At 39.6% G+C, this 20452-nt stretch carries 18 protein-coding genes; 12 read left to right on the forward strand and 6 right to left on the reverse strand.

Annotation, left to right across the window (positions count from 1 at the left end):
* The first annotated feature begins 17 nt into the window (after positions 1-17).
* Positions 18-1115 (forward strand): chorismate synthase, encoded by a 1098-nt coding sequence (gene aroC, locus H5158_RS12105; protein ID WP_145240385.1) that lies wholly within the window; start codon positions 18-20, stop codon positions 1113-1115.
* A gap of 81 nt (positions 1116-1196) precedes the next feature.
* On the opposite strand, the gene H5158_RS12110 is transcribed toward aroC, so the two are convergent.
* Entirely contained in the window at positions 1197-3206 is a 2010-nt protein-coding gene (locus H5158_RS12110) for a fused MFS/spermidine synthase (protein WP_149983023.1), read from the reverse strand.
* A gap of 128 nt (positions 3207-3334) precedes the next feature.
* On the opposite strand from H5158_RS12110, the gene H5158_RS12115 reads away from it, so the two are divergent.
* Entirely contained in the window at positions 3335-5335 is a 2001-nt protein-coding gene (locus H5158_RS12115; RefSeq protein ID WP_182740103.1) for a winged helix-turn-helix domain-containing protein, read from the forward strand.
* Between the two features lie 17 nt (positions 5336-5352).
* Here H5158_RS12115 and H5158_RS12120 read toward each other — a convergent pair whose 3' ends face one another.
* Positions 5353-6198: a LysR family transcriptional regulator gene (locus H5158_RS12120; protein WP_145240391.1), complete on the reverse strand. Its 846-nt coding sequence runs from the start codon at positions 6196-6198 to the stop codon at positions 5353-5355.
* Between the two features lie 109 nt (positions 6199-6307).
* On the opposite strand from H5158_RS12120, the gene H5158_RS12125 reads away from it, so the two are divergent.
* Together H5158_RS12125 and H5158_RS12130 are read left to right on the forward strand one after the other, a co-directional pair.
* Positions 6308-6958 (forward strand): glutathione S-transferase family protein, encoded by a 651-nt coding sequence (locus tag H5158_RS12125; RefSeq protein ID WP_182740104.1) that lies wholly within the window; start codon positions 6308-6310, stop codon positions 6956-6958.
* 34 nt (positions 6959-6992) lie between these two features.
* Positions 6993-7346: a DUF4112 domain-containing protein gene (locus H5158_RS12130; protein WP_145240395.1), complete on the forward strand. Its 354-nt coding sequence runs from the start codon at positions 6993-6995 to the stop codon at positions 7344-7346.
* A gap of 13 nt (positions 7347-7359) precedes the next feature.
* Here the strand turns inward: H5158_RS12130 and H5158_RS12135 are convergent, their stop codons facing one another.
* Complete coding sequence (locus H5158_RS12135) at positions 7360-8064, reverse strand: 2'-5' RNA ligase family protein (RefSeq protein ID WP_182740105.1); 705 nt, start codon at positions 8062-8064, stop codon at positions 7360-7362.
* 260 nt (positions 8065-8324) lie between these two features.
* Between H5158_RS12135 and H5158_RS12140 the strand changes: the two genes are divergently transcribed.
* From H5158_RS12140 to H5158_RS12175, 8 genes are all read left to right on the forward strand, one after another.
* A complete protein-coding gene (locus H5158_RS12140) occupies positions 8325-8879 on the forward strand; it encodes an elongation factor P hydroxylase (RefSeq protein WP_149983018.1) in 555 nt (184 codons plus the stop codon).
* A complete protein-coding gene (locus H5158_RS12145; RefSeq protein ID WP_182740106.1) occupies positions 8869-9984 on the forward strand; it encodes an ATP-NAD kinase family protein in 1116 nt (371 codons plus the stop codon). Before H5158_RS12140 ends, H5158_RS12145 begins: the two co-directional genes overlap by 11 nt.
* A gap of 36 nt (positions 9985-10020) precedes the next feature.
* A complete protein-coding gene (locus tag H5158_RS12150; RefSeq protein ID WP_145240403.1) occupies positions 10021-10296 on the forward strand; it encodes a YfcL family protein in 276 nt (91 codons plus the stop codon).
* 162 nt (positions 10297-10458) lie between these two features.
* The gene (locus H5158_RS12155) at positions 10459-12018 is read left to right on the forward strand and encodes an AbgT family transporter (protein ID WP_182740107.1); all 1560 of its coding nucleotides are present in this window, start codon (positions 10459-10461) and stop codon (positions 12016-12018) included.
* A gap of 416 nt (positions 12019-12434) precedes the next feature.
* Positions 12435-13256 (forward strand): hypothetical protein, encoded by an 822-nt coding sequence (locus H5158_RS12160; protein WP_182740108.1) that lies wholly within the window; start codon positions 12435-12437, stop codon positions 13254-13256.
* A gap of 17 nt (positions 13257-13273) precedes the next feature.
* Positions 13274-13630 carry an STAS-like domain-containing protein gene (locus H5158_RS12165; RefSeq protein ID WP_182740109.1) on the forward strand — a complete coding sequence of 119 codons (357 nt, stop codon included), beginning with the start codon at positions 13274-13276 and terminating at the stop codon, positions 13628-13630.
* Positions 13630-14250 (forward strand): hypothetical protein, encoded by a 621-nt coding sequence (locus tag H5158_RS12170; protein WP_182740110.1) that lies wholly within the window; start codon positions 13630-13632, stop codon positions 14248-14250. Before H5158_RS12165 ends, H5158_RS12170 begins: the two co-directional genes overlap by 1 nt.
* Positions 14251-14450: 200 nt before the next feature.
* Entirely contained in the window at positions 14451-15764 is a 1314-nt protein-coding gene (locus H5158_RS12175) for an AarF/ABC1/UbiB kinase family protein (RefSeq protein ID WP_182740111.1), read from the forward strand.
* Positions 15765-15919: 155 nt separating this feature from the next.
* On the opposite strand, the gene H5158_RS12180 is transcribed toward H5158_RS12175, so the two are convergent.
* The 3 genes from H5158_RS12180 to H5158_RS12190 form a co-directional block, all read right to left on the reverse strand.
* On the reverse strand, positions 15920-17767 hold the full coding sequence (locus tag H5158_RS12180; RefSeq protein ID WP_145240410.1) for a DEAD/DEAH box helicase: 1848 nt from the start codon (positions 17765-17767) through the stop codon (positions 15920-15922).
* A gap of 160 nt (positions 17768-17927) precedes the next feature.
* Positions 17928-18191 (reverse strand): GrxA family glutaredoxin, encoded by a 264-nt coding sequence (locus H5158_RS12185; RefSeq protein WP_149983014.1) that lies wholly within the window; start codon positions 18189-18191, stop codon positions 17928-17930.
* 139 nt (positions 18192-18330) lie between these two features.
* Positions 18331-20409 carry a TonB-dependent siderophore receptor gene (locus H5158_RS12190; protein ID WP_182740112.1) on the reverse strand — a complete coding sequence of 693 codons (2079 nt, stop codon included), beginning with the start codon at positions 20407-20409 and terminating at the stop codon, positions 18331-18333.
* Between the last annotated feature and the right edge of the window lie 43 nt (positions 20410-20452).

Raw genomic sequence — 20452 nt, forward strand, 5'->3', positions numbered from 1 at the left:
AGGAATGAGGAAAGTTAATGGCAGGTAATAGCATAGGGCAGTTATTTAAAGTGTCCACCTTTGGCGAAAGCCACGGCGTCGCCTTAGGCGGTGTTGTGGATGGCACGCCAGCAGGCCTTGAAATCACTGAGGCAGATTTACAAATCGATTTAGATAGGCGTAAACCAGGGCAAAGCCGTTACACTACGCAGCGCCGTGAGAGTGATCAAATTAAAATTTTAGCGGGTGTTTTTGAAGGTAAAACCACCGGAACCAGTATTGGTTTATTAATTGAAAATACCGACCAACGTTCACAAGATTATGGCAAAATTAAAGACGTATTTCGCCCAGGTCATGGTGACTACACGTACTGGCATAAATACGGCCTACGCGATTATCGCGGTGGTGGCCGTTCATCTGCTCGCGAAACCGCTATTCGTGTTGCCGCAGGTGCGATTGCTAAAAAGTATCTAAAGCAATTTCATGGTATTGAAGTACGCGCGTGCTTGAGCCAACTTGGGCCAATTAAAGCTGAAAATTACGATTGGGATGAAGTTGAAAATAATCTTTTCTTTTTCCCAGATGCAAGCAAGTTAGACGCGCTTGACGACTATATGCGCGACCTTAAAAAACAAGGTGACTCAGTCGGCGCGAAAGTAAAAGTAGTGGCTAAGAATGTACCTGTTGGTTTAGGTGAGCCGGTATTTGACCGCCTTGATGCAGAACTTGCCCACTCACTGATGAGTATTAACGCAGTAAAAGGCGTTGAAATTGGCGACGGCTTTGATGTGGTTGAGCAAAAAGGCTCTGAGCATCGTGATGAGTTAACCCCTGATGGCTTTACCTCAAATCATGCCGGTGGGGTGCTTGCAGGTATCTCTACAGGGCAAGATATAATCGCGTCAATTGCACTCAAACCGACATCAAGTATTACGATCCCCGGTAATAGTATTAACACGAGTAATGAATCGGTTGAGATGATCACCAAAGGCCGTCACGACCCATGTGTTGGCATTCGTGCAATCCCGATTGCCGAGGCGATGATGGCCATTACTTTAATGGATCATTTACTACGTCAACGTGGTCAAAACCCGCATGTTCATCATGAGCATGGGCCAATAAATGGCTCTGTTTAGGGTTTAGTTAAAAGCATTTAGAATTATTTAAAAGCGCGATGTTAATCGCGCTTTTTTGTTGTGGTTATTTTAAGATAGACATCAAAGTTTCAGGAGCGGGATCAGGCTGTGTTTTTGATCTGTCCATTGCGCCAAATGTACTGTTGAATAAGGTGTTATCGGTGATAAGTCTGTCATGGCTATCGAATTTAAAAATGCTTGGTTATTCGTCATTACGACCCATTGTGAGCCTAACTGCGTACCGCTATAGTTAAATTTGATCAGAGATTTATCGAAGCGCTTACTGTGAGCTTGGAGCACTGGCATCAAATCAATATGATTATTGGATATATGGATAATTAATAAGCCGCCTTTTGTTAGTCGCTGCCAATATAACTGAAAAGCTTCCTCAGTCAGTAAATGGGTAGGAATAACATCACTTGAAAAAGCATCAATAATTAACGCATTCATTAACGGTGCATTATTTTTTTGCTCTTCAGTTAAGGTGATTCTGCCATCGCCAATAGCCACATCAATGCGTGCAGGACTATCTGTTAAATATGAAAAATAATTCATGGCCATGTTATAAACCGCAGGGTTAAGTTCATAAAAGCGGATTTTATCGAACTTATCGCCAAACTTTGCTAAAACTCCAGCACCTAAACCAATAATACCTATATTTAAATCTTGTTGCTTTTTTAATGCTGACAATGATTTAGCGATACCAGTATGGTGATGGTAATAGCTGTTTGTGAGTTCAGTTTGTTTATTAAGTGGCTGTGAGCCATGAATCGTTGTGCCATCGATTAGGCGTCGTTCAGCAAGATCAGACGTTGTAATGTCTTTGACAGTGACATAACCGTAAAAATTTCTCTCAGACGCTAAGTTGTATTGATTAAAATTAACAAAAAGATAGCTATATCCTGTGCCCCAAATAACCAGCGTAGCCAGTAAAGCTATTTTATAGCAAGAGGACGTTTTCGTCGTCTGGGTGAGTAGCGTGTATATAAATAATGAAAGCGCTACAGCTAACGCCACAATGAATTCTGTTATTTGTTCAAACAGTAGCGGTGCGACTAAGGCACTGAGTAAACTGCCGATCACTCCTCCTAAAGCGATATATAAATAAAATACAGTAAGCAGTGAGCCATCTGGCGCGAGTTTTCGAAGTTCACCATGACAGATCATACAAACAATGAATAAAATAAAGCTGTAGATCACCAGTTGAGCTAAAGCATTAAATTGGCTGCCAAGGAAAAACATCATCAGCCCTGCGAATGCGCTAAATATTAATAAGTACGTCCAATGGGCGCGATTATAGCTTTTTGCGGATGCAAACGCATAACTGAAGGTCAGCAAATATATTACCAATGGTAAAGCCCATATCAGAGGCATAGGCGGGATGTTGATGCTGATCATCTGAGTTGTCGCGATCAACATCATTGAACTGGTTGCTGAGAACGCAATCCACAGCCAATTAGGTTTGACGAGCAAAGTCGTTTTTGACTTAGTAATAGCTTTATCAGCGATACTGCCATTACTAAATAATACATAAATTAGGCACAATAACAGTATACAGTATGCAAATAACCCCACTGTCCAATAGCTCTTTTGCTCATCGATTGAAAATAAAACTTCAAAAATAAATGGGTAACTCAGCAAAGCAAGTAGTGAACCCAGATTCGAAAGCGAATACCATTGATAAGGTACAGTCATAGCGGTCGATTCAATATACCAGCGCTGCAATAGTACGCTGGTGGCACTTAGTAACATAAAGACTAAGCCAACCTGTAAAAACAATTTAGCAATCACTGACCACGCTGGTGTTAGTGATAAAAATAGACTGACTTCAATTGTGTTAAAAGTAATGATGCTCGATACAGCCACTAACAATGTGTGTATAAATAATTGTCGTTTGAGCTGATAACGGCTTAACAAATGAGCATATAAATAGCCGAGTAACAGCATGCTTTGATAAAAAAATAGGCTGGTTGACCAAACCGAAGCGCCACCGCCAAACTCGGGTAGTAGCTCTTTAGATAAGATAGGTTGAATTTGAAAGAGTAGAAACGCGCTCACAAAAATAATGAATGTCGATAATATCCGTTGCATCTTTTTTATTACTTAGTAAATGGTGCCTAACCATTAACTGAACTAATTAATGCGGCAATGTAATAACCCTTGAGTTTATCTTAAGAAAATCTTAATCTATGATTTGTATGAATTTATTGGAGTTGTAAGTGGGTAGGTTTCGAATCGGGAATTTTGACGTCGATGTTAGCCGTGGTAAAATTTCCTCAGCTGAAGGCGTACAAATTGTCGAACCTAAGGTTATGGATGTGCTCCAATTTTTGTACTCTCATAGGGGCAATGTGGTAAGCCAGGAAGAAATTTTTGCAGCTGTGTGGCCTAATTCAGTGTTTAGCCCAAGTAATGTGCAACGCAATATTGCACTGCTTAGGAAAGCATTAAATGAAGATTCTAAAAATCCACAATTCATCATTACCCACCCGAAACGGGGTTATTGCCTTGAGCTTAACGAACAAACACGTTCTCACTGTGTAAAGTGGCCGTTGTTGGCTTTTATTGCCGTGACAATTGTATGTTTGGTTGGTGGTTGGTGCGCATTTGCAACGCAGGTTGTTAAAACTGATTTCTCTGCGTTGGTGCCTGTAACATCAAATGAAGCCAATGAATCCTCTCAATCGCAATCTAATAACGGCAATTATTTAGCATTTGTTCGCGGTGACAATGATAATCAGCATATCTGGCTAAAAGAATTAACGACAGGTAAAGAGGTACAATTATCCCAGCACCCATCGACCTACTATAGTCTAGGGTGGAGTGCGGATAATCGCGCATTGGCTTTTATAGAAAAACAAAATGATGTTAGCCAATTAGCGTATTTTAATTTAGACATGGTAACTCTAACGAGTTTAAATTACGCCAACGTACTGGAATTTAAAGAATATTTAGTTACCAGCCAGCAATTACAATGGACTAATAACAATCAGGTTTATTTTATTGAGCGACGAAAACATAAAAATGATACGCAGCTTTCGACCGTCAATATAGAAACTAAACAAAAACAGGTAATCAAAGCCTCAATGGGTCAAGACTGGTTAAAGTTACATGCGTTGTCGCCAGATCAAACGCAACTAGCGCTTGGTTATGAAGCAGGACAAAATAACTACCGTATTGAAATACTGAATTTAACGGATAATAGTAGTAAAACAATTGCCGTTATTGAAGATGGTATTCAGGGGCTTAGTTGGCACCCAAGTGGTGAATACTTGCTGATAAGCAACACAAATAATCTATTACTTATTGATCGTCAGGGCAACTCAACTGATATCGAATTTAATAATTATCAAGTTATTCGAGATGCTGCATTCACGCCATCTGGTGAGGAGATATTGATGGAGCTTGTAAATATTGATGTTGATATTTTGCGTGCAACTAGTGCAACACCTCAGCAGTATGAAAAGCTCGTCGATACCTCGTCGGTTGATTTTTTGCCGGTATTCTCACCTGATTCAACTAAGTTTGTCTTTGAATCCCATCGTTTTGGTTTAAAACAGCTATTTTTATATGAGCAAGGTAAACAAACGCTGATTTTTGCAAACCCTAATAATGAAGAACTGTTTGGGGTTGTTTGGTCAAAAAATGGCGAAGAAGTGATCACCGCAAGCAAAGATAAACTGTTTCGAATTGATTTAAAAAGTGGCGATTATCAAGAAATAGCCCACCATCATCATTCGTTTTATCTCAGAGAGAAGTTTTATAATGAAGATGCGATCTTGGTTTCATATCGCGCTGACGATGGCGTTACATTTCACCCAGCAAAATTAGACATGCAAACATTAAGTTTATCGCCATTCACTGGCCAAGGAGAGCGGCTGGCTTGTTATGCAATGGCTTTAGACAAACACGATCAGATTTATTTTTCAAATAACAAACAGGTATTTCGACTCGATCAAGATGGCAATTTTGCTCAAGTATGGCACGCAGATGATAGTGATATTATTGGTCTGGCGGTCGATGAGCAAACGTTGAGTATTACCTTAGAGCAAGAAGATGGTTATGAGCTTAATATGTTTGATTTACAAAGCGCTCACTCAGAAATACGCCATATCGCGAACGAGAAAGGTAATATGTTAATTAATGCTTCACACGATAATACGCAACTTTTATATCTTACTGAGCCAAAGCGAAAACGCACCTTAGTAAGGCTGCGATAGTCTTTAAAACCCAAGATTCACAAGGTAAGTGCATAATCTGCTGCTATTAGCTTTACTAACTCTCGTTTTATCGGGTTATGAGCGTGGTTTGCGTGTAATAGTACGATATCAATAACGGGCAAGGGCGGCAGAGTTGAGTCAGTAACCGTCACCAGCTCCTGAGTGTTACTTACCTCAGCCATCACACCAACGGCTAGATTGGCTTTTACTAATGCTGTGAGCGCACTGAGCGAGCCGCAGCAAGCAACAATGTTAAATGGGCGTTCAGCCTTTAGTAACCCTTCAATAGCCGCTTGATGAAATTTACAATCTCGTTGAAATATTGCAACTGGCAGGGTCATAGCGGATTGATAGTTAAATTCGGCACTTTTAACCCACACACCTTTGCTTGATTCTAAAAAATAACCTTCTTCAGAGCTGGGCGAGCGCGTCGCAATCACCATGTCTAGCAAGCCTTGATCTAGCTGTGTTTTGAGTTGGTTGGTCGGCGCGCAACTGATTTGTAAATCAAGTTGCGGTATATGTTTATGTAATAAAGCCACAACTTTAGGTAATACTGTGCCTGCATAATCGTCAGGACATGCTAAGCGCACGCGAGTTTGCCCACCACCGGTTTTAAGTTGTTTATAGGCTTCATCATGCAGTGCTAATAATTGTTTTGCGTAGCTGGCTAAGTGAACGCCACTTGACGATAGTACAAGCTGCCTGCCTTGTTTGATAAATAATGGATTACCCAGCTCTTGTTCGAGCTTTTTCATTTGCATGCTCACTGCCGATTGGGTGCGGCATACTTGTTGAGCAGCGCGAGTAAAGCTGCCCGTTTCAACAAAAGCGCAAAAAGTACGTAGGGCGTCTAAATCCATATTTAACTCATCTATCAATTTTACTTATGTATTGTATAAAAACTATTGGTAAGTAATTAATTTACTACTGCTTTATATTAGGGATATTAAACACTACTAAGGAACGCAAATGCAATTATTTATCGGTAATAAAAACTATTCGACATGGTCGCTTAGAGCATGGTATTTAATGAGTAAATTCAATGTTATTTTTACTGAGAAACAACTCGTATTAGACACCCCTGAGTTTTATGAAACGCTTAAAAACGGTTTTGCAGTACAGAAAGTACCCGCCTTAGTCGATGGCGACTTGCAGGTATGGGATTCATTGGCAATTTGTGAATACATCAATGATGCTTATTTATCAAATACAGCTTGGCCTATTGATACTGCGCAGCGAGCGACAGCCCGCAGTTTAAGCGCTGAAATGCATACCGGCTTTATGGCGCTGCGTAATGAAATGCCAATGAATATTCGTGCAACTCGCCTAATTGAGTTATCTGCGGCGGCTAAAAAAGACATTAGCCGCATTGATGAAATATTCAGCCAGCAACAACGTAGTTACCCAAATGCGTGGTTGTTTGGTGAGTTTAGTATCGCAGATGCTATGTATGCGCCTGTAGTACTTAGGTTAAAAACCTACCAAATTTCACTTTCAGCTTTGGCGGAGCATTATTGTCAGCATGTTTTAAGTTGCCCTACATTACAACAGTGGATCACCGAAGCGCTAAAAGAAACTGATATTGTTGCTTGCGATGAAGCAGGGGTTGATGTTACTTAAAGTAACTTGCCAAGCGCTAAGGTTATGAGGACGTATGGAACAGATTAAGCTATCACACCAAGATACATTAAAGCGGCTAGAAAGGTTTAGTCGCTTTACCGACAGCAGTATTGGCATTCCTTTTACTCGGTTTAAGTTTGGCGTAGAGGCACTGATCGGTATTCTGCCTGGTATTGGAGATCTAGCTGGGCTAATTTTATCTAGCTATATTCTATTTGAAGCCCAGCGCTTAGGAGTTAGTAAGCGTATAAAATTACGTATCGTAATAAATATGTTGATTGATTTTTTTGGTGGCCTAATTCCGCTTGTCGGTGATATTTTTGACGCTTACTTTAAAGCAAATACCCGCAATACCCGTCTACTGAAACGCTACTTAGTAAAACAATAACGATAAAAATAAGTTAGTTTTTATCGTTATTAAAAAAGTATTCTGCAATCACTTGTTTCTGTTGGCCAAACGGGTCTGAAATGCCAATCCCAATGCCGATTATTTTACCCTGCGCTTCAGGCGGGTGGGCTTGCATTTGTTTATTTAAAATAACGAGCTTAGGGCTTTTCTCGTTAGCTAATAATGTTAAATGCGGCTGAAAGTTCTGAAATACATTGGGGCTACCATAGCGCTCAAATGCCGTTAATTTGTTGGGGTAGTTTTTAACCCAGCTAGGGATTGTGGCATTTGTATCGCGTAATGGCTCAATCGCCATTGTTACTTCATCTGCTAGCCTTTGCAGCTTAGGCGAATACTGTAAGTTAATAAATGCCCAATTACTTTGCGTAACACTAAAACCTTGCGCTGTTATAGCAAACTCTTGATGTTGCTCGGTGATACTTTTTACAGCACGTTTAATGTCTTCTTCTGAGCCTTCAACAAAGTCAGTTAAATACAAAGTAACGTGCACTGGCTTACCTTTTTCATAAAAACTCATGATCCCTTCTTTTTTTAATGCATCACTAGTTTGCTCAACTAAGTTAATGATTGACTTGGAAGGGATTGCAAACACATTGATGCTGACACTTTTTGCAAATGAGGGCAGGGGGATACTTATCAGCGTAATTAAAGTAACAACTAAAAGCTTCGGTCGTTTTATAAAAAGTAATTTGAACATGGGTTTATAATTTTATTCTTAAATTCGGATAGTAAGTGTAAAGAGGATAAGGGTTATTACTTGAACAGTAAATAAAAGGAGCTAGATTGCAGCGAATACATATTTTTGGCTTAGCTAAATTTGCAAAGTAAAGGCAAGACAATAACGCATGGCTGCTTAGTCGTTATCAACTTTTACATTCTTGCTAAAAGCCCGTACAATTCGCCTCGATTTTAATGTGCATTTGTTGCATTTTACCGAGGCGAATTAATCAGACTTTTATGCATCAAATAGCCGATTTAACATCTATTTTTGAACGCACTTTTTACCACAGCCATAATACACGCTTGGTCAAAGGTGAGCATGAGCCTATTTATATTCCCGCTGATGTTAAAACGCCGTATCATCAAATTGTGTTTGCCCATGGTTTTTATGCCAGTGCACTGCACGAAATAGCTCATTGGCTAGTGGCGGGTGATAAACGTCGTTTACTCGAAGATTACGGTTATTGGTATTGCCCAGATGGCCGTGATAAAGCTCAGCAAGCAGAATTTGAAGCCGTTGAAGTAAAACCGCAAGCAATCGAGTGGGCGTTGAGTGTTGCTACAGGTTTTGAGTTTAATGTTTCGGTTGATAATTTAAATGGTGAGCAAACCTGTCGTTTTGATTTTCAGGCGCGAGTACACAAGCAACTTTTACAGTTACTAAAAATAGGCTTTAATCCTCGGACTACTGCACTTTTAAAAGCATTAAGCGAATTTTACAATACGCCATGGCCATTGAATGCCGGGCAGTTTGTATGGCAACATCCTCAGGAGTTAAGTAATGCAGTTTAAGTTAGGACTAATTGTAAACCCAGTTGCTGGTTTAGGTGGCAGTGTGGCGCTCAAAGGTAGTGATGGTGTTGCGGCTAAAGCTCTGGCGCTTGGCGCTGAGCCAAAAGCTAATTTACGCACTAAAGCAGCGCTTGAGGTGTTATTGCCTTATCAAGATAAAATAACAATTTATACTGTTAATCACTCAATGGGTGAAAGCACCGCGGCAGATCTTGGTTTTAATACCGAAGTTGTGTATCAAAGCGAGCACCCCAGTAGTGCAGATGATACTGAGCGTGCAGCCAAGGTATTGCAACAGCTAGGTGTTGATTTAATTTTATTTGCTGGTGGCGATGGCACTGCGCGCAATATTTGTCATGCGGTTGAAGATAGCTTACCGGCACTGGGCATTCCTGCCGGCTGTAAAATTCATTCAGGGGTTTATGCAATCACGCCAAAGGCCGCAGGGCGGGTAGTCGAAATGCTGGTCAAAGGTGAACTAGTTACCTTAGGCGATGCCGATGTGATGGATATTGACGAAGATGCGTTTCGTCAAGGCACAGTTAAAGCAAAACGTTATGGTGAAATGCAAGTACCCAGTGAAGTACGTTATGTACAAGCGGTAAAAAATGGCGGTAAAGAAACCGACGAGCTGGTTCTTGCTGATATTGCCGCCTATGTCGTCAGTGAAATGGATGAAGATACGTTATATGTAATGGGCAGTGGCTCAACAGTTGCAGCTATTATGCAAGAAATGGGGCTTGAAAATACCTTATTAGGTGTTGATTTAGTTGCAGATCAAAGCTTAATTGCGCAAGATCTTACAGCTGAACAATTATTAGCGATGACCCATCAGCGCGACACTAAATTAGTGATCACGCTAATTGGTGGCCAAGGCCATATTTTTGGCCGTGGCAATCAACAGTTAAGCCCAGCACTTATTCGCGCGATAGGGCTGGATAATATTATTGTGGTGGCTACCAAAACTAAATTACAGGCTTTAAACGGCCGCCCGCTCATTTGCGATACAGGCGATAGTGAGCTGGATGATGAATTAAGCGGTTATATTCGTGTAACCTGCGGATTTAACGACCATATTATGTATGCAGTAGGCCATCAAGATTGATTGGTAGAAGACCCTGCAAAATCAGGAGAAGTAGAAGTGAGTTTAGTAAATTATATTGACGCAGCCCAACAGTATTTTGATGACTTAGTGATCAAAGCCACTGATGATGAGTTATTTGCCGGTGGTTATTTACGAGGCCATTTTGATTTAGCAGTAGGCTATGCGCAAGTTGAAGAGCTTAATCTTGAAATAGATGAGCTCAATGAAACCGTTGAAAAAAGTTTAGTGAAAGCGTATCGCAATGGTGAGCTTAACGAAGAAGATAAAGCCCTAGTAGTAAGATTATGGGAAGAAGTAAAAGCACTCGCTTAAAAGACTAAATAAAAAGTTATTTAAAAAAACGGCAATAGTGCCGTTTTTTTGTGCATTGAGCCTATTTAGTTCCTATAAAATGTATTTTCTGTTCACTTAAAATTTACCTCATTCCCTAGATACGCTAAAGTACCACTGACTAAACTCTAGGGAACAAGTGAAATGAATAATAATAAAGATGTGGCAATGCCCTCGGGCATAGTTGCGCGATTTTTAAATTTTGTTGAGCGGGTAGGAAATAAACTGCCTGATCCGGCAATCATCTTTTTGTTTGCCATGTTACTAATTTGGCTACTGTCGTGGTGGTTCTCAGGTGTTACTTTTGACGCTATCGACCCTCGTACCGGTGAAGCCATTATTATTAATAATATGTTGGCGAGTGATTCGTTAGCGACCTTTTTATCATCAATGGTAAAAACTTTTACCGGTTTTGCACCGTTAGGTGTGGTGTTAGTGGCCATGCTGGGTGTAGGGGTTGCTGAACATTCTGGCTTTATTAATACTGGCCTTAAGTTAATGTTAAAGGTGACACCTAAAAAACTTTTAACACCGTCAATTATTTTAGTCGCCATCGTCAGCCATACAGCAACCGATGCAGGTTATGTGTTAGTCATTCCGTTAGCTGGTGTTATATTTTATGCAGCAGGGCGCCATCCATTGGCGGGTATTGCGGCGGCATTTGCGGGAGTCAGTGGTGGCTTTGGTGCAAACTTTATTCCGTCGGGGATTGATCCACTACTGCAAAGCTTTACCCAAAGTGCGGCGCAAATTATTAACCCCGCGATGTCGATTAACCCATTAAATAACTGGGCGTTTACCTCGGCTTCAAGTTTATTCATTATTTTATTAGGCTGGTACATCACCGATAAAATCATTGAACCACGGTTAAAAAATACCGAATTAGATGGTAATAAAGAAGATTTACCTGCATTTGAAGATGCCCGTAGCGACGAAAAACGCGCGTTTTTTATTGCAAGTACAGTGATGATTGCAGGTCTTGCGTTATTAGCCTATGTGTCAGCCCCTGCGGACTCTGCAATGCGAAGCGAAGATGGCTCTTTAACTAATTTTCGCTCGCCTTTAATGCAATCTATCGTACCGCTAATTTTCCTACTGTTTTGGATACCTGGTGCAGTGTATGGTTTTACCGTTGGCACCTTTAAAAGCTCTAAAGATATGATAGATGCCATGAGTAAAGCAATGGGCAGCATGGCGTATTATATTGTAATGGCGTTCTTTTGTGCCTTGTTTATTGCTGCATTTAGTAAATCAAACTTGGGAGCTCTGCTGGCAATTGAAGGCGCGCAGCTGTTAAAAGCCATGGAGTTACCAAGTGCGGTGACTGTTGTCGGTATCATCTTTTTAACTGGTTTTGTAAACTTGTTTGTTGGCTCAAGTTCAGCAAAGTGGGCGCTACTGGGCCCGGTGTTTGTGCCTATGTTAATGCAGTTAGGTATCTCGCCAGATTTAACTCAAGCGGCTTATCGCGTGGGCGATTCTAGTTCAAACATCATCACTCCTTTAATGCCGTATTTCCCATTAGTTGTGGTGTACTGCCAAAAATACGTCAAAGGCACGGGTATTGGCACGCTTATCGCGATGATGCTGCCATATTCAATCGCTTTTATGATTGGCTGGAGCTTATTTTTACTCGGTTACTGGGCACTGGGTATCCCGCTTGGATTAGACGCAAGTTACGTGTACCCAGCAGTCACGCCTTAATAAAACACGGCTAAAACAGAATCCTCACTAGAAGCTGAGTGAGGATTATTTTCTGTAAAGTCGGTTCTTTTATTCAAGTAAAACTTGTTTCTTTAGTGTTTTATTTTAATAATAGACATATGAAAGGGCTTCACAGAATATCATTAATTTTCAATTTCTTTGGTAATTTAGTTAATGTATGAATCTTGGAGTTAAGAAAGCTCTTTTTTAAAATAATTTACTTTTGATCTTCGAAAAAATTATATTTTACTTTCCCCTTGATTGATAATAGGACTTTTCGGTTGATACAAAAAACAGTCATACCTTTAAATATATTCATACCTACTATCAGAGATGATCATTTAGGCTTTTGCAAGCTATGGAGTCTCTTATTTAAGGATAAGTTTGAGAATCTATCAGTTAGGTACTCAGTAAGGTTGGATTTTTCGAAATGTAATTATATTGGGCTAAATACTTCTGTAGTACTAGGTATTTTTATTAAATCCAATATTGCAGCTGATCATAATGTTATAATTGATTCAGATTCAATGAATGAGCAAGTCTTTTTAAAATTAAAAAGTATGGATTTTTTTGCAGGAATTCTACCTCAAGGTTTTTCTCCAACATATGACTCTAAATACGCAGATAAAATGCATAGTAATATTCCATTTAAAATTTTTAAAAGCAATGAACTAAACTTGGAAGACAAAGTTTTAGTGTATTTAGAAACTTCATGGCTATCGAAGAATAGAGTAAATTTTTCTGATGATGTGAAATCTTCGGTTTTGAGTTCTTTGTGGGAAATATTTGCAAATGCATTCGAGCATGGGGCTTCAGAGTCAGGGGTTTTTTGTTCAGGAACTTATGACAAAAGTACAAGAGTATTAAACCTTATTGTAGGGGACACGGGAATAGGTATAGTTGAAAGTGTAAAAAATTATAATGAGAATATAAAAACGTCGAAAAATGCTATTTTATGGGCTTTAAAAAAAGGTAATTCAACATATACAATAAACTTAAAATCAGTAGGTAAACCGCAACCTAGAGGGCTTGGTTTTGATATTTTAAGACAGTTGGTAGATGTTAATGGTGGCCTTTTAGAAATTTATACTGATAATGTAGTTTACCAAAGGATAAAAAAACAAGATATATTTCACACCCATATGAGTAACATTAAAGGTAGTTGGGTGAAAGTTTCACTTAATTGTAAAGAAGATGTTATTTATCGATTTCAAAATGAAGTACCAAACTATTTTTAATCAAATAAGGTTATAAAATGGAAATAAGAATTATTGATATTATAGGTCGTTCAGTAGTTTCTCGTGTTAGTGGTGAGAAGTTAAGAGTTGAAATTGAAAAGCAGATTGGTTCATCAAAAATCATAATGAACTTTGAAGATGTAGAGTTCTATGCTTCTCCTTTCTTCAACACATCAATAGCTCCTTTTTTTGAGCACTATGATTTAGAGATCCTTCAATCGAAGTTTGAATTTATTAATATGACACCGGTTGGCCGTAATTTGTTAAATCAGGTGATCCATAATGCAATAGATTTTTACTCTAAATCAGCAGAAGAGCAAGACAGCTTAACTAAAAAAGTTGAAACTGGCCTGAATGATTTTAAAGAAGAATAATGATGGATCACGTTAATATTAGAAAAGAAAGGTTTTCACAAGGTAGAAAAACTTCATCTCCAAAGGCTTGTGTCATCAAAACAAGTAGTATGGTTCCTGAAGGTATCGAAATTTTATTAGATACAAATGTGATTTATTGGATCACCTATGCTAATAGTCGAGTCATGCCTCAAGCATTAAAACCTCGCGCATATCAGTTAGATGAATACTCCTCATTACTTGAAAGTTTTTTAGGCGTAAATACCCTAAGATACTCTAGGTTTTCTATTCCAGAGTTGTTTCACATAGTTGCTAATACTGAAGCAAAATTAGATAGTGTTACCAATACCCGAGATCATAAGAAGTGGATGAGAGATAAGGGGAGAGATATAGTACTTAATGAGATGAAGGTCGTATTAGAAGCTCTGGATAATTTAGCGATAATATTAGAACCAAATGAAAATGTACTTTTAGCTCCAGAAGACTATCTTGCGATATATGGTGAAGTCTATTTAGATGGATACGATATATTTTTAAAGAATGAGATGGATATGAATCAAATTGATTATATTTTAAGTGATGATGCAGACTACGCTACTATCAAAGACCTTAATTTAATTACTGCAAACAAGTCTATTTAGGTAAGCTCAGCCACAGCCAATGAATAGCAGTAACTTCACTTAATCTAGTTTAGTTTACTAAATTCCAAGCAGAAAAAATCTTTTCACTTTCGTGTCGAGGTTTTTTTGTGGTTAGTTTTATCCAGCCAGTTGTCAATTCGATCGTATACCCAGCTTGGTACGTATAAACTGGTAAATATATTCGTTAACTAGGTTTTAGTATGGCCAATGAACGCGCTGTTCCTACATCTCGATTTTCACGCTTTGCAAAGTTAGGCTCATTAGCAACCAGTGTCGCGAGTAATATGTTATTTGAGGGAGCCAAAAGTACTCTTTCAGGAAAGGGTTGGGATAATAAAAGCTTATTACTGCAGCCTAAAAACATAAAAAACCTAGCGACAGAACTATCACACTTACGCGGTGCGGCAATGAAATTAGGGCAGCTACTGTCAATGGATGCTGGGGATCTACTCAGTCCAGAGCTTGCTCAATTACTTGCATTACTTCGATCAGACGCTAATCCCATGCCACACAAACAACTCATTACTGTATTAAAAGAGCAGTGGGGAGATGACTGGTTATCGCGCTTTTCACATATTGAGCTTAGGCCATTTGCTGCCGCTTCTATTGGTCAAGTGCATTTGGCCTACCATGAAAACGGCGAGCAATTAGCTGTAAAAATTCAATACCCGGGGATCGCAAAAAGTGTGGTCAGTGATGTTGATAATGTTATATCGCTGCTTACACTGTCTCGTTTATTACCTAAAGATCTTGATATCAAGCCACTCGTTGCAGAGGCTAAAATACAATTATTAGCGGAAGCTGATTATCATCGTGAAGCGCAGTATTTATTACGTTATAAAAATGCATTGGCAAATAACCGACACTTTATTGTTCCTGACGTCTATAAAGAGCACAGTACTAAACAAATATTAACGATGCAGTATATTGAGGCTCAGCCTATAGAGGGAATTACCGAACTACCCAAAGCAGAGCAAAGCTTTGTGGCACAGCAACTTATTGCGTTATTTTTTAAAGAAATGTTTGAATTTAGACTGATACAAACAGATCCAAACTTTGCTAATTTTCATTATCAACCAGCCACACAAAAAATCGTTTTATTTGATTTTGGGGCAACCCGCGAGATTTCGCCTCAGTTGAGCCAAGCTTATCTAGCTTTATTTAAAGCAGGCAGTGAGAATAATCGTGATGGTGTATTAAATGCGGCCACTCAGATTGGTTATTTTAAAGATACATTGCGTGACAGTTATAAAGATAATGTCATAGAGCTATTTTTAATGGCGTGTGAGCCACTGCGTCACGATGGTGATTTTGATTTTAAAAATAGTCAACTGGCAGCAAATATTAAAGATGCTGGGTTGCAACTTAGTGCACAAGCACAGCAATGGCATACACCACCAGTGGATGCATTATTTATTCACCGTAAACTTGCTGGTTTATATTTGATTGCGGCCCGCTTAGAAGCAAAAATAGATGTTAGAGCGTTATTTATGCCAATTTTATTAAAAACATGATTGTTTTAGCGAATTCAAATATTCATTCAATGCAATTGCTATCAACGACTCTTATGACTTCACAAAATCTTCCCCTCACGAATATTTACTTTATTCCAAACACAAAAAAACCTTGTCACTTTCGTGGCAAGGTTTTTTTATTAAAGAGTCGTTGCTTATTTAGCTGTGAAGCTTACTGGGCGACGTTCTTTACGAGGACCGCTACGCTTATCACCGCGTGCACTGTCATCTTTGTTAAAGCTGCGTTTTTTGTCACCTGATGGACGCTCAGAGCGTTCAGCACGTGGTTCAGCAGGACCTTGATCTTGTGTTAATGTTAAGCCCATTGGACGTTTACAAATAAACACTTTTTGGAAATGATCAAGTACATCTTTAGGCATGTTTTGCGGTAATTGAACCGTACTGTGATTGTCGTGTAAACGAATATCACCAATAAACTTGCTTGAGATGTCAGCTTCGTTAGCGATAGCGCCAACAATGTTCTTAACTTGAACACCATGTTCACGACCTACTTCGATACGGTAAGTATCCATAGGGCCTGCATCACGGCTATTACGTTCACGTGGTTTAGCATCACGGTCACGTGCAGGGCGTTCGCTGCGTTCATTACGACGACCACGGTCACCACGATCATTACGCTCACGTGGGTTACGGTCATTACGTTCGCTACGCTCACGTTGTTGGATCTTAACTTCTTCAACCTTAATTGGTGATTGTTGCTGTGCTAAACACAGTAACGCACCTGCTAGGTCTTCAGGAGCAAGTTCAAGCTTTTGCGCCATATTAGCTGCTACTTCATTAAAGAAAGTAATATCTTTATTTTCAAGCGCAATAGCTAATTTAGCTTGTAACGCTTCGATACGTTTTTCTTCAACAACTTTTGCAGTTGGTAGTTCAACTTGTACAATATCTGAATTCGTATGACGAATGATATTTTTAAGTAAATAACGTTCGTTATGTTTTACGAAAAGAATCGCTTTACCAGTACGACCAGCACGACCTGTACGGCCAATACGGTGAACATAAGCTTCAGAATCTTGTGGGATATCGTAGTTGATAACAAGGCTTAAACGGTCAACATCTAGACCACGTGCTGCAACGTCTGTTGCGATAACAACGTTTAGCATGCCACTTTTTAAGCGTTCTACTGTGCGTTCACGTGCTTGCTGGTTCATGTCACCGTTAAGTGGAGCTGCAGAGAAACCTTCGCGCTCTAATAATTCAGCAAGTTGTACTGTATCGTTACGTGTACGTACGAAAACAATCGCGCCTTCATATTGTTCAGCTTCTAAAAAGCGAACAATCGCTTTATTCTTGTGTACGCTGGCATTCCAAAATACTTGCTCAACAGATGATACTGTTGAGTTACGCGCAGATATATGAACCTGTTCAGGGTTATTCATATATTTGCTGCTGATGTTTTGAATTTGCTTAGGCATGGTCGCAGAGAAAAGACATGTTTGCTTTTCGCGCGGCGTTTTTTCCATGATGTTTTCAACATCATCGATAAAGCCCATACGTAACATTTCATCGGCTTCATCAAGTACAAGAGCTTGTAAGCTGTCAAACTTGATAGTGCCACGGTTAATATGATCGATTAAGCGACCTGGAGTAGCGACGATAACTTGCGCGCCACGACGAAGTGCACTTAATTGGATACTGTAGCTCTGGCCACCATAAAGTGCCAATACTTCAATACCACGAACATGTTTAGCATATTGTTCGAATGCCTCAGCTACTTGGATCGCAAGCTCACGGGTTGGTGTGAGTACAAGGATCTGCGGCTGCTTCACAGACGGGTCAATATTATTAAGTAATGGCAGTGCAAATGCTGCGGTTTTACCTGTACCCGTTTGAGCTAGTCCCAGTACGTCCTTTCTTTCTAGCAATAACGGTATACATTGAGCTTGGATTTCAGATGGTGTCTTGTAACCCAACTCTTCAACTGCCTTCAAAATTGCAGGAGAAAGATTTAGAGATTCAAACGTGACTGGTTCTGACATTAATACGCCTCAACGAATTTAAAGAGGCGCGCATTGTATAGGATTTACGAGGCAAATGCTTGTATAAATTGAAACTAATTTGTATGTAGTTGATGTTGGTCATAATTTAATCAATTTGATTGTGGGTAAATCAAATTGATTAACAAATTTTATACAGAACTTATTGATAAAGTCCAAGATTCTCTTTAGCGTAAGCTTCAAACTCAGTGAAACCACCGATGTGTGCTTGGTCAATAAAGATTTGTGGCACGGTTGGGCAAGGCTTACCTGCTGATTGTTCTAAATCGGCTTTACTAACGCCTTCTTTAATAATATCAACATAACGGTATTTAAAATCATCACGTTCATTTGCTAGTTTTTCAGCAACATCTTTAGCACGTACACAATAAGGGCAGCCTTCACGGCCAAAAATTACAGTTAACATATCGCTCTCCTCGATTTTATTTACATTCATCTTAACTAATTGAGAAAAAATAAACAGCGTAAAAAAACGATTGATGAATTCTATTTTAATGATTGCATACACCTTTAATCAGTATTAAAGGTGTATGTGGGGTGGCTAATTAAAACTTAACACTAAAGCCAATTGAAGGGCGCATTTCAAAATCATCCTCGTTTTCTTTGATAATTAAATCATTAGTCGAGGTTACTTTCTGATAATCTAAATCAATGCTACTGGTGTTTGCTTGGCCGTAGGCGTTCATTAATTCTAAAATTAACACACCGTCTAAGCCCCAAAAGTCGGTTTGACGTTCAAAACGAAGATCAAGCCGATGATAAACATCGAAACGCTCAGAAAATGGATCACCATATTGTGGTAAAAAACGTCCTTCGAATTCGGAATTTTCTGTGACGCCAACAATCGGGGTGTAAGCTTGACCGCTGCGGGCAGTAAAGTTAAAGCCGCCTTGCCATTTTTCACTGATTTGGTAATTAAACACCATGTTGACAACTAAAGGGGTATCAGCGTAATAATCCCGAGTGATATTTTGGCGTTGGTCAGTACGTTCACTTTTGGCATAACTAACTGCAAGCCAGCCATACCATTTATCAGTTTTATTTTTGTTTATTAATAGATCAACACCGTAAGCTCGCCCAGTTACATCATTACTGTAACGAATTGCTGCATCGGAATAATTGTTTAATGCCAACGGTAAATCGTCCATGGTTTTGTAATACCCTTCAATAGACCATGTCCATTCATCGGCAAGTTCTTGTGCAAAACCTAAACTGCTGTGTTTTGAGGTTTGCGAACGTAAATTCGGGTTGCCGTGTTCAGGCAATAGAGTGTCAATATCTTGCATGCGATTATAATGCCCGTATTTAGCATTGATGCTATTGTGATTATTAATAAAGTAGCTAAGCGCAAGGCGCGGCATCACAAAATCTTCATCAGTGTAATCATTGCTTTGATATTGCACGCCGACTTCGCTTTGCCATTGTTCGTTAATAACCCAAACATGGCTAACACCAACAAAGTACTTATCAAGGGCTAGCTTGTCTTTGCCAGTTATTCGCTCACCTTTGTTTAGATCGCAATCAGGATCGAGCTCGGTACAAAGATATTGAAAACTATCGTAACTGTAAGTACTGTCGTTATCAAAATAGGCGGCATCAAAAACCAGTTGCTGGGCTTTAGTAACACGCCAATTTAATCGTCCTTTATAAGTGATTTGCTTTTGTTGTTCTTCATCAAAATAGCCATCACTTAGCGTGGCACGTTTAGCGTATTCCAATCGGCCAGAATGTTCGAGCGAACCAACGCCTAAGCGTAAATGAAAGTCTTTATTAAAGTGATCCCATAAGATACTTTGGCTGGTAAATTCACGAATAAAATCAGCATCGCCTTGATACTCAGGATTTTTTAGTGAAAGTTCAGCGCGTTGATTAAAGCCTGCTGCAACCGAGTCTTTTGCGCCTGTAAATGACACTGTTAGGGCGTTTTGATTGTTTATATCCCAGATCCATTTGCCTTGGTAATCATGATCATCTGGGGGATCATTGATGGTGATACCACTGAGTTCACCATCGTCGTTTTCAAGCTCTTCACCTTTAGAGAAGAACAGTGGTAATGTACTTTTACGTGCTGATAAATAAAACGCGGTGTTCTGCGTGAGTTGCCCTTCAACAAAGACACCGGCATTAAACATTGTAAGATCAAGCGTGGTAGTAATCGGTTGATATTTAGGATTACGCAGTGTTACGTCAAATACGGCACCGGTGGCGTTGCTGTAACTGGTGCCATAGCCGGCTGAGTAAAGTTGAAAATCTTGAATAATGTACTTGTTGAAAATAGAACTGCCGAAATCATGAAAAATATAGCCTGCAGGCATAAAATCCACTTCAAACAAATTATCATCGGGCGATGAGCCACGTACCGCCGGTTCACTCATTGAGCCGCCAGCGGCGACAACGCCTGGTAATGCAAATACTGCCCGCAGTGGATCGCCCATAGCACCGGGCATAGTGATCAGTTTTTCAGTATTTTCGGTTATTTCACTGGTAATGCTACTGCGTTTATAAACGGTTTCAAGACGCTCTATTATTTCTTCATTAGCATCAACGTTGGCGTGCGTTAAAAATGGCAAACACAACGCCAGTGGCGTTAAACGGTAAAGTGATGGCAAGCAGGTGGCTAACATGATTCTTCCATGGTTATGAGTAAGTGTGACTGCGACCTATAGT

It is taken from the genome of Pseudoalteromonas sp. SR45-6 (assembly GCF_014163545.1).
GTDB lineage: Bacteria > Pseudomonadota > Gammaproteobacteria > Enterobacterales > Alteromonadaceae > Pseudoalteromonas > Pseudoalteromonas rhizosphaerae.

Coding starts and splice junctions, on each gene's coding strand:
- H5158_RS12165 (WP_182740109.1), top strand. CDS start 13,274: ATGGAAATAAGAATTATTGATATTATAGGTCGTTCAGTAGTTTCTCGT.
- H5158_RS12155 (WP_182740107.1), top strand. CDS start 10,459: ATGAATAATAATAAAGATGTGGCAATGCCCTCGGGCATAGTTGCGCGA.
- H5158_RS12180 (WP_145240410.1), bottom strand. CDS start 17,767: ATGTCAGAACCAGTCACGTTTGAATCTCTAAATCTTTCTCCTGCAATT.
- H5158_RS12185 (WP_149983014.1), bottom strand. CDS start 18,191: ATGTTAACTGTAATTTTTGGCCGTGAAGGCTGCCCTTATTGTGTACGT.
- H5158_RS12130 (WP_145240395.1), top strand. CDS start 6,993: ATGGAACAGATTAAGCTATCACACCAAGATACATTAAAGCGGCTAGAA.
- H5158_RS12140 (WP_149983018.1), top strand. CDS start 8,325: ATGCATCAAATAGCCGATTTAACATCTATTTTTGAACGCACTTTTTAC.
- H5158_RS12145 (WP_182740106.1), top strand. CDS start 8,869: ATGCAGTTTAAGTTAGGACTAATTGTAAACCCAGTTGCTGGTTTAGGT.
- H5158_RS12190 (WP_182740112.1), bottom strand. CDS start 20,409: ATGTTAGCCACCTGCTTGCCATCACTTTACCGTTTAACGCCACTGGCG.
- aroC (WP_145240385.1), top strand. CDS start 18: ATGGCAGGTAATAGCATAGGGCAGTTATTTAAAGTGTCCACCTTTGGC.
- H5158_RS12125 (WP_182740104.1), top strand. CDS start 6,308: ATGCAATTATTTATCGGTAATAAAAACTATTCGACATGGTCGCTTAGA.
- H5158_RS12135 (WP_182740105.1), bottom strand. CDS start 8,064: ATGTTCAAATTACTTTTTATAAAACGACCGAAGCTTTTAGTTGTTACT.
- H5158_RS12120 (WP_145240391.1), bottom strand. CDS start 6,198: ATGGATTTAGACGCCCTACGTACTTTTTGCGCTTTTGTTGAAACGGGC.
- H5158_RS12170 (WP_182740110.1), top strand. CDS start 13,630: ATGATGGATCACGTTAATATTAGAAAAGAAAGGTTTTCACAAGGTAGA.
- H5158_RS12110 (WP_149983023.1), bottom strand. CDS start 3,206: ATGCAACGGATATTATCGACATTCATTATTTTTGTGAGCGCGTTTCTA.
- H5158_RS12175 (WP_182740111.1), top strand. CDS start 14,451: ATGGCCAATGAACGCGCTGTTCCTACATCTCGATTTTCACGCTTTGCA.